This window comes from Streptomyces sp. NPDC006551 (assembly GCF_040611675.1).
Taxonomy (GTDB): domain Bacteria; phylum Actinomycetota; class Actinomycetes; order Streptomycetales; family Streptomycetaceae; genus Streptomyces.
In genome coordinates this window covers 113,647-127,620 of sequence record NZ_JBEXOT010000002.1, presented here as the reverse complement: position 1 = coordinate 127,620, position 13,974 = coordinate 113,647, and the positions used below count along the sequence as shown (strand labels likewise).

Here is a 13,974-nt window from a genome sequence, read left to right as displayed (position 1 = left end):
CCGGGCGGCGGCCTCAGAAGGGGGCGAGTTCCCGCAAAGCCTCGTCCAGGGCACGGCGCAGCCCGAGCGCGTCGGAGGCGACGGCGGTGACGAGGGCCGCGGGGCCGGCCAGCGGGGCGAGGACGGCGTTCTCGGCGAGCAGCCGGGGCTCGACCGGCTTCTCCTCGAACGCCGGGTCGACGACGAGGAGTTGGCCGGTGGCGCGGTGGCCGGCGAGGACCGCGCCACCGTCCCACCCGTCGGGGGCGCCCGGACCGTAGGCCAGTTCCTGGTCGAGCAGGGGCCGTCCGGCACGGCGGACGGTGAGGCGGGTGGTGAGCGTGCCGGTCTCCTCGCCGTGACGGCCGAGGACCTGTTCCTCGCGGAGCACGAGCCGTGCGGTGGCGGCGAGTTCGACGGTCGTGCGCATCCGCAGGTCGGAGCCGTCGGCGGAGATCAGCTGCTCGGGGAGCCAGCGCAGGGCGGCGCCTTCGCCGACGGTGAGCCGTACGTCGTACGTGGCGGGTTCGGCGGCACGGCCGGGCAGGGCCACGGTCGCGGCGGCCGAGTCGACCAGGAGCCGTGCCCCGTCCCGTACGTCCGCCTCGATCGCCAGCCGGTCGCCGCCGAGCGGCGCGCTCATCGCGCCGACGACGGTGACCCGGGTGTACGCGTCGGTGGCCCGGGTGCGGCGAACGGCGAGGGGGCCGTCGCTCTCCAGGAGCGGCAGGCGGCCTCCGGCGTCGGCGGCGATCCGGGCGGTGGCGCGCAGGCTCATGCGGCCCAGGCCGCGAGCTGGGCGCGCAGCCAGTCGACGACGGGGCCGACGCCGTTCTCGGCGGTGAGGGAGGTGAAGACGACGGGCAGATCGCCGCGCTGCTCCTTGGCGTCGCGGGCCATCCGCTCCAGATCGGAGCCGACGTGGGGGGCGAGGTCGGTCTTGTTGATGACGAGGAGGTCGGCGGTGGTGACGCCGGGGCCGCCCTTGCGCGGGATGTCGTCGCCGCCCGCGACGTCGATGACGAAGATCTGGGCGTCGACGAGGCCCTTGGAGAAGGTGGCGGTGAGGTTGTCGCCGCCGGACTCGATGAGGATCAGGTCGAGAGGGCCGACGCCCTTGGAAGAGAGCGCGGTCTCCAGCTCCTCGACGGCTTCGAGGTTGGCGGAGATGTCGTCGCGGATGGCGGTGTGCGGACAGGCGCCGGTCTCGACCGCCTGGATGCGCTCGGGCGGCAGGACGGCGTTGCGAAGCAGGAATTCGGCGTCCTCGCGGGTGTAGATGTCGTTGGTGACGACGGCGAGGGAGAGCTGGTCGCGCAGGGCGCGGCAGAGCGCGGCGACGGTCGCGGTCTTGCCGGAGCCGACGGGCCCGCCGAGGCCGACGCGCAGGGCGCGCCGGGTACCGTCGGGGCGGTGCGCGTCGGCGGAGAGGGCGGACGGCCCGTCGTGGGAGTGGTCGAGGTGCATGGGGCGGCTCCTTGCGGGTTACGAGGCGAAGAGGCGGACGGGCCAGGTCGCGTGCTGCTCGGCGGTGATGTCGAGCAGGGGCGCGGACGCGGCGGGCAGGGCGTCGATTCCCTGCCGGGCGGCGGCCGCGGCGCGCTCGGCGACCCGGTTCAGGTCGGGGGTGAGGCGGGCGAGGACGGCGGTGGCCTGGAAGGGGTCGAGGCCGAGGAGGCGTACGACCGCCGTGGCGGGGCCGCTGACCGTCTCGTACGCGACGCAGTGCGCGGCGTCCTCGGGGCCGAGCCCGGCGGCGCGGGCGGTGGCGCCGAGGACGACGGGCTGGTGGGCGCCGCGTGGGAAGGCGGCGGCGAGCGCGTCGAGTTCGGGGCAGGGCCAGGTGGCTCGGGCCGCCCGCATCATCTGCCGCCCGAGCCTGCGAGCGGCGGCGCGCAGGGCGGGCGAGGGCGTGCGGGCGTCGGCCGCGGCGTCGAGTGCGTACGGGTCGAGTCCGAGCGCGCCCGCGGCGGCCAGGGCCGCCGAGGTGAGGCCGGTGGTGTGGAGGCGGCCCCGGCAGAACGCGGCGAGGCTCGTCGCGTCGGTGATCCGGCCGGCCTTGACGGCGGCCTCGGCGCCACCGGAGTGGGCGTGCCCGCCGGCGGGGAACCGCCCGTCGGCGAGCACGAGGAGGGCCGCGCGGTCGCTCGTCGTCATCAGAAGAGGAAGTAGCGCTGGGCGAGTGGCAGTTCGGCGGCGGGCGCGGGCTCGACCGGCTCCCCGTCGATGGTCACCGTGAAGGTGTCGGCGTCGACCTCGACCCGGGGCAGGGCGTCGTTCTCCCGCATGTCCGCCTTGGTGACCCGGCGGGTGCTGCCGATCGCGACGAACTCCTTCCCCACGCCGAGCCGTTGGGGCAGGTCGTCCTCGATCGCCGCCTGGGCGGTGAAGTTGACCGATCCGGTGGCGGCCGCCTTGCCGAGCGCCCCGAACATCGGACGGGGCATGACGGGCTGCGGGGTGGGGATGGAGGCGTTGGCGTCGCCCATCTGCGCGTACGCGATCTGGCCGCCCTTGAGCACGGTCAGCGGCTTCACCCCGAAGAACGCCGGCTCCCAGAGCACCAGGTCGGCGAGCTTGCCGGGCTCGACCGAGCCGATGAGGTGGTCCATCCCCTGGGCGACGGCCGGGTTGATCGTGTACTTGGCGACGTAGCGGCGGGCGCGGTGGTTGTCGGCGCGGCCGTCGCCGGGCAGGGCGCCCCGGCGCTTCTTCATCACGTGCGCGGTCTGCCACGTGCGCATGATCACCTCGCCGACGCGTCCCATGGCCTGGGAGTCGGAGGAGATGATCGAGATGGCGCCGAGGTCGTGGAGGATGTCCTCGGCGGCGATGGTGGAGGGCCGGATACGGGACTCGGCGAAGGCGAGGTCTTCGGGGACGGCCGGGTTGAGGTGGTGGCAGACCATCAGCATGTCGAGGTGTTCCTCGACGGTGTTGAGGGTGTGCGGCCGGGTCGGGTTGGTGGAGCTGGGAAGCACGTACGGCTCGGAGACGACGGTGATGATGTCGGGCGCGTGCCCGCCGCCCGCGCCTTCGGTGTGGTACGCGTGGATGGTGCGGCCCGCGATGGCGGCGAGGGTGTCGCCGACGAAGCCCGCCTCGTTCAGGGTGTCGGTGTGGATGGCGAGCTGGGCACCGGTCTCGTCGCAGACACCGAGGCAGGCGTCGATCACGGCCGGGGTGGCCCCCCAGTCCTCGTGGATCTTGAAGCCGAGTGCGCCGCCCCGGAGCTGCGAGTACATCGCCTCCCGCGACATGGTGTTGCCCTTGCCGAGCAGCCCGATGTTGACGGGGAACGTGTCCAGCGCCTCGAACATCCGGGCGAGATGCCAGGGGCCGGGGGTGACGGTGGTCGCCTTGGTGCCTTCGGCCGGGCCCGTACCGCCGCCGACGAGGGTGGTGATGCCGGTGGCGAGCGCCTGCTCGACGACGGTCGGCGAGATGAAGTGGACGTGGGCGTCGACGGCCCCGGCGGTGACGATCTTGCCGTTGCCGACGATGACCTCGGTCTCCGGTCCGATGACGAGGTCGGGGTGGACGCCGTCCATGGTGTCGGGGTTGCCGGCCTTGCCGAGCGCGGTGATCCGGCCGTCGCGGATGCCTATGTCGGCCTTGACGATCCCCCAGTGGTCGATGACCACGGCGCCGGTGATGACGGTGTCGGGCGCGCCCTCGGCGCGGGTCGTCCGGGCCTGGCCCATGGACTCGCGGATGACCTTGCCGCCGCCGAAGACGGCTTCGTCGCCGGCGCGGCCGGGTCCGCCGGAGCGGTCCTCCTCGATCTCGACGAGCAGGTCGGTGTCGGCGAGCCGGATGCGGTCGCCGGTGGTGGGGCCGAAGAGGTCGGCGTAGACGGAGCGGTGCAGGTCAGGCACGGTCGGCCCCCTTGGTGTCGAGCGCGCCCGCGGTCTCGCCGCGCAGGCCGGGGACCACCCGGCGGCCGGCCAGCGGTACGAGTTCGACCTCCACGGGGATGCCGGGTTCGAAGCGCACGGCGGTGCCCGCGGCGATGTGGAGCCGCAGGCCGCGCGCGGCGGCGCGGTCGAAGTCGAGACCGGGGTTGGCCTCGGCGAAGTGGTAGTGAGAACCGACCTGGACGGGGCGGTCGGCGGCGTTCAGGACCGTGAGGCGGGTGACGGGCCGGCCCTCGTTGAGGGCGACGGGGCCGTCCCCGTACAGGATCTCTCCGGGAATCATCGGCGGCGCTCCCCCCGTCACACGATCGGATCGTGGACGGTGACGAGCTTGGTGCCGTCCGGGAAGGTGGCCTCGACCTGCACGTCGTGGATCATCTCGGGGATGCCCGCCATGACGTCCTCGCGGGAGAGGACCTTGCGGCCGGAGGCCATGAGCTCGGCGACCGTACGGCCGTCCCGTGCGCCCTCCAGGATGTGGGCGGTGATCAACGCGACGGACTCGGGGTGGTTGAGCTTCACCCCGCGAGCCCTGCGCTTCTCGGCCACGTCCGCCGCCACATGGATGAGCAGGCGTTCCTGCTCATGCGGGGTCAGTTGCACGCTTCCACCTCACAGTCGTCCACCGGGCGGCTCTCTCCCGGACAGCAGCGGACGTTACCGATCTTCAACACGCTGTTGAGCTGCGTTGACGCGCTGCTGGGTCAGACATTGCACGTTAGGGCGGAAGTTTTTCCGGCGCGTTAACTCGGGCTTTGCGTCCGCGTGGACATCGGCCCGCCTGGTGCTACGCGCCCGGCTCGCGGTGGCGGGCGGCGATACCGAAGCGGCTCTGTTCGCCGGGAGCTGACGCGACGGTGTCGACACGGGAGACCGAGCTGATCACCCGCTCCTCCGTCGGCTCCGCCTCCCGGGCCTCGTCCGCCTCGAGTCGTTCCAGGTCAGCGGCGGAGACGAGCGCCACCAAGGGCTTGCCGTGCCGGGTAACGACGACGCGCTCGCCGCCGTACACCACCCGGTTGATCAGGTCGGCGAGCTCAGCACGTGCTTGCGTCACCGGAATCTCGTAGGCCATGCTCCTCATCTTACGAGCTGTACGTCCTGTACATTTTTTACAAGGAGCGTGCCCCATGGACCTTCGCTACGTCCTGCCCGAGTTCACCGAGCGCACGAGCTCCGGGACCCGGACCCTCGATCCGTACTCCAAGCTGCTCCAGGAGCGGATCGTCTTCCTCGGCACACCGATCGAGGAGACCTCGGCCAACGACGTGATCGCGCAGCTCCTGCACCTGGAGTACACCGACCCGGACCGGGACATCTCGCTCTACATCAACTCCCCCGGCGGCTCGCTCAGCTCCATGTCCGCCATCTACGACACGATGCAGGTGGTGACGTGCGACGTGGAGACCACCTGCCTCGGACAGGCCGCCTCCACCGCCGCCGTCCTGCTCGCGGCGGGAGCCCCGGGCAAGCGGCTCGCCCTGCCGGGGGCCCGGGTCGTGCTCCAGCAGCCCGCGATGGACGAGCCGTTGCGGGGGCAGCCCAGCGATCTCGACATCCAGGCACGGGAATTGCTGCGCCTGCGCGCGATGGTGGCCGGGATGCTGGCCACCCACACCGGACAGAGCCGTGAGCGGATCGACGCCGACATCGACCGGACCACCGTTCTCGACGCGTCGGCCGCCACCGCGTACGGCCTGGTGGACCACGTCATCCGGAACCGGGGTGCGGCCGGCGGCGCCGGGGCCCGGTGAGCCCGCGATGATCCCCGAGCTGCCGCCGCTGCCCGCCCTGACGCGCGCCGAGGCCGAGTTCGTCGACGCCTACCTCGAAGTGGTGGACCTCCTGGGAAGGATCAATCCATCCAGGGGACCGCATACCTATGGGGCGCTACGGGCGGCGCAGGCCCTGGTGGGGCGGGCGACGGCGCTGTGCGACGCCCTGACGGCGATGCACATGCGCGGCGAGAGCGAGGTGCACGCCGAGACATTGACACGCGCGCTGCGACTGTTGGACGGGGAGCGCAGGGCGGGTCGCGTCACACTCCCCGAGGCACCCGCCAGTTGACATTCCCGCGTGTCGTGTCGAGGTCCACTCGGAGCACCGGCGCCACGGAAACCCTCCCTCGTTCGGCGTAGTCGATGAATCGACTTATGGGAGGGGTGAGTTGCGGAACAGGCGCACACATCTGGCGGAATCAGACCTTCCACCCCTGGTACGGGGCTCGTCGGCCAAACCTCTGAAGATCACGAAACCTTTTTGTCCACTCGAATGGATCAGTCGTGAGGAGCCTCACATATCGCCGTTTCAGCTCGGTTTTCGACCAGTGTGTGGGTCAAGATCCCTGTCGACGACAAGCCCCCGCCACCGCGGCGGGGCGGTCCGGGCGGACGCCGAGTCCTGCCGCTGTCCCCGGACGTCTGGTCGACAGGAGTGGATCGGCAGGAGTGGAGGACCCGAGCAGCACGGGACGACCGAGCAGGTGGGCCGTTCCTCGGGGTGAAGCCGCAGCCGCGGCCGGGCATCTTCGCCTGCCCGAACCCGACAGGTCATCCTTCACAGGCGGCTGACGAAGGGTTGCGCATGACTGCGCAGATTCATGTCCCGTCCCTGTTCTCCCGGGCCGGAGCCGTCTCGGCTCTCACCCTCGCCGCCGTCGGCGGCACGCTGCTGGCACCAGGCGCCGCGCCGGAGGCCCAGGCCGCGACCGCACACGCCGACAAGGCCCTGAGCATCGCCGCCTCCAAGAAGGGGGCGCCTTACAAGTACGGGGCGACCGGGCCGAGCAGGTTCGACTGCTCGGGGCTCACGCTCTACTCGTACAAGAAGGCGGGCAAGTCGCTGCCCCGTACCGCGCAGCAGCAGTACAACAAGACCCGGCACATCTCGGCCTCCAGCAGGCAGCGGGGCGACCTGGTCTTCTTCCACTCCGGGGGAAGGGTCTACCACGTGGGCATCTACGCCGGCCACAACAAGATCTGGCACTCCCCCAAGACCGGCTCCTGGGTGAAGCTCGACAAGATCTGGTCCTCGAAGGTCTACTACGGCCGGGTCCGCTGACGGCGCGTCATCCGACGGACGAGGTGCGGGAAGGGGCGCGGTGGCGCCGCCGTCCCTCCGCACCGACTCAGTTCCCCGCCGGGGCGGGGTGGGGAACTGCGAAGCTCCCATGGATCGCCAAGCCAAGGGCTGCCCCGGCACAGCTGCGCGATGTCTCCGCCAAAGTCGGAATGAGAGCGTATGGACCTGAACAGCCCTAGAAGAGGCATTGAGGACTCATGGCGCAGATCGATCTGGCCGTCGTCGAGAACGAGGCGAAGGCCTGGTTCTACGAGTACGTAGAGACGTTCATTGCACTGGCGGCCCAGGGCAGCACCGACCCGGAGCCGCTCCTCGACCACTTCTCCGTGCAGATCAGCATGACCACCGGAACGGCTCACACCGTGCTCACCTCGGTCGAGGCGCTCTCCCCAGGGGCTGACCCACGAGCTACGAGCGCTGCGGAGCGCCGACTACGCGGGACAACCCTCAAAGGGTGTTGCGGAACTGATCCGACGCTGATTTCGCGCCATGATCCGGTACGGGTGTCGGAGCCGGTCTCGTTCCGACGGACGGTCTCGGTGGCGCACCGCGGCGAGGAGTCGGGCCCGGCCGCGCGGCCCCTGCGCGCGCTGCTGCGCGGAGGGTTCGGACGGGCCTGATCCGCCGGACAGACCTCAGGTCGGGGACGCCCTCCAGGGCAGGGCGATCCAGACGGTCTTGCCGCCGTCCTCGGTCGGGGTGACCGAGAGCCGGCCGCCCGCCTCGGCCGTCAGGAAGCGGATGATCACCATCCCCCGGCCGTTGTCCTGCTGCACGGCCGCCGGCAACCGCCGGGGCCGGCGCGGATGGCTGTCGGTGACGCCGACGCACAGCCGCTCCTCGCGCTCGAGGCGGACGTCGACGGTGAAGGTGGGCGACTGCCCGAAGGTGTGCTGGACGGCGTTGGTGGCCAGCTCCGAGACGATCAGCCGGACCGTGTCGGCGGTGTCGCTGTCGTCCGGAAGACCCCACGCGCCGAGGACGTCGTCGACGAATCTTCGGGCGGCGGACACCGAGGCGGGATCGCTCGGCAGAGTGACGGTTGCTTCCTGGTGGTCTGCCATGGCGACGCCGTCCCTTTCCCACCGGGGCCCCGCCCCGGATTGTGCTCGGCGTCAGAGTGCCACCGGTCGTGCCGCCACGGGTGTCGATCCCCCACGATATGCCGATATCTGTCCCCCGAAGCGGTGAACTCCGGCGAGGCGCAACCTTTTTGAGGCGGCTCTCCCCTAAGGGGCGAGACGCCCCCTAGGGGGTGTCCGGGGCGGTGCGGACGATCGTCGCCACCGCCTCGGCGATCTGGGCGTCGCTGAGGTCCGCGCGGGCCGTGAGGCGGAGCCGGGAGATGCCGTCCGGCACCGACGGGGGCCGGAAGCAGCCGACCGCCAGGCCCTCTTCGCGGCAGTCCGCCGCCCACTTCAGCGCCGCCTCGGGCGAGGGGGCGCGCACCGAGACCACGGCCGCGTCCGGGCGTACGGCGGTCAGCCCGGCGTCGGTGAGGAGCCGGTGCAGGGTCGTGGCCACCGTCCTCGCGCGGTCCGCGAGACCGGGCTCGCCGTGGATCAGGCGCAGGCTCGCGAGCGCGGCGCCCGCGGCGGCCGGGGCGAGCCCGGTGTCGAAGATGAACGTCCGGGCCGCGTTGACCAGGTGCTCGATGACCCGCGCGGGGCCGAGGACGGCGCCGCCCTGGCTGCCGAGGGACTTGGAGAGGGTGAGGGTGGCGACGACGTCCGCGTCGCCGGCGAGACCGGCCTCGTGCAGGGCGCCCCGGCCCCCCTCGCCGAGGACGCCCAGGCCGTGGGCGTCGTCGACGACGAGCGCGGCACCGTGGGCCCGGCAGGCGTCGGCCAGTTCGGCCAGCGGGGCCTTGTCGCCGTCCACCGAGAAGACCGAGTCGGTGACGGCGAGGGCCCGCCGGCCGTCGTGGGCGTGCAGCGTCTTGCGTACGGCCTCGGGGTCGCGGTGCGGGACCACGGCCGTCTCCGCGCGCGAGAGCCGGCAGCCGTCCACGATCGAGGCGTGGTTGCCGGCGTCCGAGACGATCAGGGAGTCGCGGCCGCTCAGCGCGGTGAGGGCGGCCAGATTGGCCGTGTACCCGGAGGAGAAGACGAGGGCCGCCTCGAAGCCGCAGAATTCGGCGAGTTCGCGTTCGAGGCGGGCGTGCAGCCGGGTGGTGCCGGTGACCAGCCGCGAACCGGTGGAGCCCGCGCCCCAGCGCCGGGCGGCCTCCGCGGCGGCCTCGGTGATCTCGGGGCGCCGGGTCAGGCCGAGGTAGTCGTTGCTCGCCAGGTCGAGCAGCTCCGACTCCGCGGCGCGTGGCCTCAGCGTACGGACGAGACCGGCGGCCGCGCGGCGGCGTGCCTCGGCGTCCGTCCAGTCGAACGCGGTCCGGCGCCCGTCGGTGCCCGAACCCCCGTCCGAGCCCTCGGCCCGCGTGTCCTCGTCCCTGAGCATGAGGCAGATCCTTTTGTAGGCAGCGCACAGACCCTAACCGCCCGCTGCCGAGGTCAGAGTGTGGCGATCCACACACCTCAAACCGGCGCTCTTGTTCGGTTCCTCCTTGGCCGGGGGGTGTGCCGTAGGCCAGGATCAGCCCTTATGGACCTGCTGAACACCCTGGTGGACAAGGGGTTGCGGCGCGAGCTGCCGACCCGTGAAGAAGCGCTCGCCGTGCTGGCGACCTCCGACGACGAACTGCTCGATGTGGTGGCCGCGGCCGGCAAGGTGCGCCGTCAGTGGTTCGGGCGCCGGGTGAAGCTGAACTATCTGGTCAATCTGAAGTCCGGTCTCTGCCCGGAAGACTGCTCGTACTGTTCGCAGCGGCTCGGCTCCACGGCCGGGATCCTGAAGTACACCTGGCTGAAGCCGGACGAGGCGTCCCAGGCCGCCGCGGCCGGTGTGGCGGGTGGCGCGAAGCGGGTCTGCCTGGTGGCGAGCGGCCGGGGCCCGACGGACCGGGACGTGGACCGGGTCGGCAAGACCATCGAGGCGATCAAGGAGCAGAACGAGGGCGTCGAGGTCTGCGCGTGCCTCGGTCTGCTCTCCGACGGCCAGGCGGAGCGGCTGCGGGCCGCGGGCGCCGACGCGTACAACCACAACCTCAACACGTCCGAGGGGACCTACGAGGAGATCACCACCACCCACACCTACGCGGACCGGGTGGACACCGTGCAGAAGGCACACGCCGCCGGCCTGTCGGCCTGCTCGGGTCTGATCGCGGGCATGGGCGAGAGCGACGAGGACCTCGTCGACGTCGTGTACGCGCTGCGCGAGCTCGACCCGGACTCGGTGCCGGTGAACTTCCTGATCCCGTTCGAGGGCACGCCGCTGGCCAAGGAGTGGAACCTCACCCCGCAGCGCTGTCTGCGGATCCTGGCGATGGTCCGGTTCGTCTGCCCGGACGTGGAGGTGCGGATCGCGGGCGGGCGCGAGGTGCACCTGCGCTCGATGCAGCCGCTGGCGCTGCACCTGGCGAACTCGATCTTCCTCGGTGACTATCTGACGAGCGAGGGCCAGGCCGGCAAGGCGGACCTCGACATGATCGCGGACGCGGGCTTCGAGGTGGAGGGCGCGGGCACGACGACGCTTCCCGAGCACCGGGCCGACGCGCTCGCCGCGGCGGCGGGCGGTTGCGGCTCGCACGCGAAGGCCGAGGCGGGAGCCGGGGCGGGCTGCGGTTCGCACGCGGAGGGCGGTGGCTGCGGTCCCTGCGGCGGCCCCGCGCCGGAGGTCCGGGAAGCGGCGGCGGCCGAGCCCGCCGAGGCGCCGAACGCCCGCACGGACCTGGTGGCGGTCCGCCGCCGGGGCGCCGGCACGGACCTCGCGCCCAATGCGTAACGGCGAACTGCTGGCCCTGGACCGGGCGCACGTCTGGCATCCGTACGGCCCCATGCCGGGCCGTACGGAACCGCTGGTCGTCGCGTCCGCCGCCGGGGTACGGCTCCGGCTGGCCGAACCGGTGCACGGCCGGGCGGAGTTGATCGACGGCATGTCCTCGTGGTGGTCCGCGATCCACGGCTACAACCACCCGGTGCTCAACGAGGCGGTGCGCGGCCAGCTGGACCGGATGAGCCATGTCATGTTCGGCGGTCTGACCCACGAGCCGGCCGTGCGGCTCGCCACCCGGCTGGTGGAGATCACCCCCGAGCCGCTGCGGCACGTGTTCCTCAGCGACTCGGGTTCGGTCTCCGTCGAGGTCGCGGCCAAGATGTGCCTGCAGTACTGGCGCTCGGTGGGCAGGCCCGGCAAGCGGCGGCTGCTGACCTGGCGTGGCGGCTACCACGGGGACACCTGGCAGCCGATGTCGGTGTGCGACCCCGAGGGCGGGATGCACGAGCTGTGGTCGGGCGTGCTGCAGCGCCAGGTCTTCGTGGACGCGCCGCCCGCCGTGTACGAGGAGTCGTACGCGGAGCTGCTGCGCGAGGAGATCGGCCGGCACGCCAAGGAGCTGGCCGCGGTGATCGTGGAGCCGGTGGTGCAGGGCGCGGGCGGGATGCGCTTCCACGCGCCGGAGTACCTGCGGGTGCTGCGGGAGGCGTGCGACGAGCACGGCGTGCTGTTGGTCTTCGACGAGATCGCGACCGGGTTCGGCCGCACCGGCGCGCTGTTCGCCGCCGACCACGCCGGGGTCTCTCCCGACGTGATGTGCGTGGGCAAGGCGCTGACCGGCGGCTATCTGTCGATGGCGGCGACGCTCTGTACGACCCGGGTCGCCGAGGGGATCTCGCGCGGCGAGGTTCCGGTCCTCGCGCACGGGCCGACGTTCATGGGCAACCCGCTGGCCTCGGCGGTCGCCTGCGCCTCGATCGACCTGCTGCTCGCCCAGGACTGGGCGGTGGAGGTCAAGCGGATCGAGGCGGGGCTCCGGGAGGGTCTCGCGGAGGCCGCCGCGCTGCCCGGCGTCCGGGACGTGCGGGTGCTCGGGGCCATCGGGGTCGTCCAGCTCGATCACGAGGTCGACATGGCGGCGGCCACGGAGGCGGCGGTACGGGAGGGCGTGTGGCTGCGCCCGTTCCGCGACCTGATCTACACCATGCCGCCGTTCGTCACCGGCGACGAGGACGTGTCCCGCGTCTGCGCCGGGGTCCGCGCGGCGGCGGCAGCGGGCTGAATCGTCCTCCGGCGCCGCGGCCTCGGCCGCCGGCGCCGGCGGGGCGGCACGACAGAGAGGAACCACACCACATGAGCGTGATCGTCGTCAGCGGCACGGGCACGGAGATCGGCAAGACGATCGTGACCGCGGCTCTGGCCGCCGTGGCCGCCGGCCAGGGGCGTTCGGTGGCCGTGCTCAAGCCCGCGCAGACGGGGCTGGGTCCCCACGAGCGGGGCGACGCGGACGAGGTCGTGCGGCTCTCCGGGGCCGTGACCTCGGCCGAACTCGGCCGCTTCCCCGAGCCGTTGGCACCCGCCACCGCCGCCCGGCGGGCGGGTATGACACCGGTCGGGCCGCAGGAGGTCGCCGAGGCGGCGGAGAAGCTGGCCGCCTCGCACGACCTGGTGCTTGTCGAGGGAGCGGGCGGTCTGCTGGTCCGCTTCGACGCGGAGGGCGGCACGCTCGCCGACTCCGCCCGGCTGCTCGGCGCCCCGGTCCTGGTGGTGACACCGGCCGGTCTCGGCACGCTCAACGCCACCGCGCTGACGGCCGAGGCCCTGCGGGCGCGCGGCATCGCGCAGCTGGGTGTGGTGGTGGGCAGCTGGCCGGCCGTCCCCGATCTGGCCGCGCGCTGCAATCTGGCGGATCTGCCGGAGGCGGCCGGGGCGCCCCTGCTCGGGGCCGTACCGGAGGGCGCGGGCGCGCTGGAACCGGCGCGCTTCCGGGCGGCGGCGGTCGAGTGGCTGGCTCCCGTGCTGGGCGGGAGCTGGGACGCGCAGCGTTTCACCTCGGCGCACCGGCCGTGATCTCCGTACGCTGAACGCATGCGTGCGACTGTTCAGGAAATCGTCTTCGACTGCGCCGATCCGGCCGCTCTGGTCCGCTTCTGGGCCGAGCTCGTCGGCGGGGCTCCGGTCGACCGGAGCCCCGACTGGTCGTACGTCGACCCGCCGGGTTTCGTCCGGCTCGCCTTCCAGCGGGTGCCGGAGGGCAAGGCCGTGAAGAACCGGCTCCATCTGGACCTCCAGGTGGCCGGGCTGGACGCGGCGGCCGACGAGGCGACCGGTCTGGGGGCGGAGCGGGTCGCCGGCATCGTCACCGACGACTACGGCGACTTCCAGGTGATGCGGGACCCGGAGGGCAACGAGTTCTGCTTCGTGACGGGCTGAGTGGCGCGGGACGGGGAAGAATCACCCCGTCCGCGTCTGCGCCGTCGAGCGTCGGAGGAGGTCCGCGATGTCCTCGCGTTCCACCCGGGTCCCCCGGGACGCCGTCCACCACCCCCTCTTCGCCCGCTTCTACGCACGGTTCAGCGTCGCCGCCGACACCAAGGGCGGTATCGGCGGCCTGCGTGCGGAGTTGCTCACCGGCCTCTCGGGCCGGGTCATCGAGATCGGCGCCGGGAACGGCCTGAACTTCGCGCACTACCCCGGGGCCGTCTCGGAGGTCGTGGCGATCGAACCGGAACGCCATCTGCGGCGGTTGGCGGCCGAGGCCGCCCTGCGCGCGGAGGTCCCGGTCGATGTGGTGCCCGGCGCGGCGGAGGCGCTGCCGGTGAAGAGCGAGGCGTTCGACGCGGCGGTGGTCTCGCTGGTGCTGTGCACGGTACGGGATGTGCCGCGCGCGCTCGCCGAGCTGCACCGGGTGCTGCGTCCGGGCGGTGAACTGCGCTTCTTCGAGCACGGGTTGGCACCGGGGCACGGGATGGCGCGGGCTCAGCGCGCCCTCGACCGCACGGTCTGGCCACGGCTCTTCGGCGGCTGCCACACGGCACGCGATCCGCTGGCGGCGATCGAGGCGGCGGGGTTCGAACCGACGGTGTACCGCCGTCTCACCGTCCCGGCGCAAGGCGCCCGCCTCCCCTCCTCCTTCTGCGTGCTGGGCTCGGCGCGACGCGGCTGAGGA

General features: G+C 72.5%; 18 protein-coding genes and 1 riboswitch. Of the genes, 9 read left to right on the top strand and 9 right to left on the bottom strand.

Annotation, left to right across the window (positions count from 1 at the left end; translation table 11 throughout):
- Positions 1–13: 13 nt before the first annotated feature.
- The 7 genes from ABZY12_RS03205 to ABZY12_RS03175 form a co-directional block, all read right to left on the bottom strand.
- A complete protein-coding gene (locus ABZY12_RS03205) occupies positions 14–757 on the bottom strand; it encodes an urease accessory protein UreD (RefSeq protein ID WP_356886542.1) in 744 nt (247 codons plus the stop codon).
- Positions 754–1,446 carry an urease accessory protein UreG gene (gene ureG / locus ABZY12_RS03200; RefSeq protein WP_356886540.1) on the bottom strand — a complete coding sequence of 231 codons (693 nt, stop codon included), beginning with the start codon at positions 1,444–1,446 and terminating at the stop codon, positions 754–756. The genes ABZY12_RS03205 and ureG overlap by 4 nt, the downstream gene beginning before the upstream one ends.
- Before the next feature lie 18 nt (positions 1,447–1,464).
- Positions 1,465–2,136, bottom strand: coding sequence for an urease accessory UreF family protein (locus tag ABZY12_RS03195; protein WP_356886538.1), 672 nt, complete (start codon positions 2,134–2,136; stop codon positions 1,465–1,467).
- Positions 2,136–3,857, bottom strand: coding sequence for an urease subunit alpha (locus ABZY12_RS03190; protein ID WP_356886536.1), 1,722 nt, complete (start codon positions 3,855–3,857; stop codon positions 2,136–2,138). The genes ABZY12_RS03195 and ABZY12_RS03190 overlap by 1 nt, the downstream gene beginning before the upstream one ends.
- Positions 3,850–4,179, bottom strand: a complete 330-nt coding sequence (locus ABZY12_RS03185; RefSeq protein ID WP_356886534.1) for an urease subunit beta — start codon at positions 4,177–4,179, stop codon at positions 3,850–3,852. Before ABZY12_RS03185 ends, ABZY12_RS03190 begins: the two co-directional genes overlap by 8 nt.
- A 17-nt stretch (positions 4,180–4,196) precedes the next feature.
- A complete protein-coding gene (locus ABZY12_RS03180) occupies positions 4,197–4,499 on the bottom strand; it encodes an urease subunit gamma (protein WP_356886532.1) in 303 nt (100 codons plus the stop codon).
- A 184-nt stretch (positions 4,500–4,683) separates the two neighbouring features.
- The gene (locus ABZY12_RS03175) at positions 4,684–4,971 is read right to left on the bottom strand and encodes a type II toxin-antitoxin system Phd/YefM family antitoxin (RefSeq protein ID WP_356886530.1); all 288 of its coding nucleotides are present in this window, start codon (positions 4,969–4,971) and stop codon (positions 4,684–4,686) included.
- 55 nt (positions 4,972–5,026) lie between these two features.
- Here ABZY12_RS03175 and ABZY12_RS03170 point away from each other — a divergent pair, with 55 nt between their 5' ends.
- The 4 genes from ABZY12_RS03170 (at position 5,027) to ABZY12_RS03155 (ending at position 7,597) form a co-directional block, all read left to right on the top strand.
- On the top strand, positions 5,027–5,650 hold the full coding sequence (locus ABZY12_RS03170; protein WP_356886528.1) for an ATP-dependent Clp protease proteolytic subunit: 624 nt from the start codon (positions 5,027–5,029) through the stop codon (positions 5,648–5,650).
- A gap of 7 nt (positions 5,651–5,657) precedes the next feature.
- A complete protein-coding gene (locus ABZY12_RS03165) occupies positions 5,658–5,963 on the top strand; it encodes a hypothetical protein (protein ID WP_356886526.1) in 306 nt (101 codons plus the stop codon).
- Between the two features lie 314 nt (positions 5,964–6,277).
- Positions 6,278–6,476, top strand: a riboswitch (cyclic di-AMP (ydaO/yuaA leader).
- Positions 6,477–6,479: 3 nt separating this feature from the next.
- A complete protein-coding gene (locus ABZY12_RS03160; protein ID WP_356886524.1) occupies positions 6,480–6,956 on the top strand; it encodes a C40 family peptidase in 477 nt (158 codons plus the stop codon).
- 218 nt (positions 6,957–7,174) lie between these two features.
- Positions 7,175–7,597: a hypothetical protein gene (locus ABZY12_RS03155; RefSeq protein WP_356886522.1), complete on the top strand. Its 423-nt coding sequence runs from the start codon at positions 7,175–7,177 to the stop codon at positions 7,595–7,597.
- A gap of 15 nt (positions 7,598–7,612) precedes the next feature.
- On the opposite strand, the gene ABZY12_RS03150 is transcribed toward ABZY12_RS03155, so the two are convergent.
- Together ABZY12_RS03150 and ABZY12_RS03145 are read right to left on the bottom strand one after the other, a co-directional pair.
- On the bottom strand, positions 7,613–8,041 hold the full coding sequence (locus ABZY12_RS03150) for an ATP-binding protein (RefSeq protein ID WP_356886520.1): 429 nt from the start codon (positions 8,039–8,041) through the stop codon (positions 7,613–7,615).
- Between the two features lie 184 nt (positions 8,042–8,225).
- Complete coding sequence (locus tag ABZY12_RS03145; RefSeq protein ID WP_356886518.1) at positions 8,226–9,431, bottom strand: 8-amino-7-oxononanoate synthase; 1,206 nt, start codon at positions 9,429–9,431, stop codon at positions 8,226–8,228.
- A gap of 144 nt (positions 9,432–9,575) precedes the next feature.
- Here ABZY12_RS03145 and bioB point away from each other — a divergent pair, with 144 nt between their 5' ends.
- From bioB to ABZY12_RS03120, 5 genes are all read left to right on the top strand, one after another.
- Positions 9,576–10,814, top strand: coding sequence for a biotin synthase BioB (gene bioB, locus ABZY12_RS03140; RefSeq protein WP_356886516.1), 1,239 nt, complete (start codon positions 9,576–9,578; stop codon positions 10,812–10,814).
- Positions 10,807–12,087 (top strand): adenosylmethionine--8-amino-7-oxononanoate transaminase, encoded by a 1,281-nt coding sequence (locus ABZY12_RS03135; RefSeq protein WP_356886514.1) that lies wholly within the window; start codon positions 10,807–10,809, stop codon positions 12,085–12,087. Before bioB ends, ABZY12_RS03135 begins: the two co-directional genes overlap by 8 nt.
- A 71-nt stretch (positions 12,088–12,158) precedes the next feature.
- On the top strand, positions 12,159–12,875 hold the full coding sequence (bioD, locus tag ABZY12_RS03130; RefSeq protein WP_356886512.1) for a dethiobiotin synthase: 717 nt from the start codon (positions 12,159–12,161) through the stop codon (positions 12,873–12,875).
- An 18-nt stretch (positions 12,876–12,893) separates the two neighbouring features.
- A complete protein-coding gene (locus tag ABZY12_RS03125) occupies positions 12,894–13,238 on the top strand; it encodes a VOC family protein (protein ID WP_356886510.1) in 345 nt (114 codons plus the stop codon).
- A 67-nt stretch (positions 13,239–13,305) separates the two neighbouring features.
- Positions 13,306–13,971: a methyltransferase domain-containing protein gene (locus tag ABZY12_RS03120; protein ID WP_356886508.1), complete on the top strand. Its 666-nt coding sequence runs from the start codon at positions 13,306–13,308 to the stop codon at positions 13,969–13,971.
- The last annotated feature ends 3 nt before the right edge of the window (positions 13,972–13,974 follow it).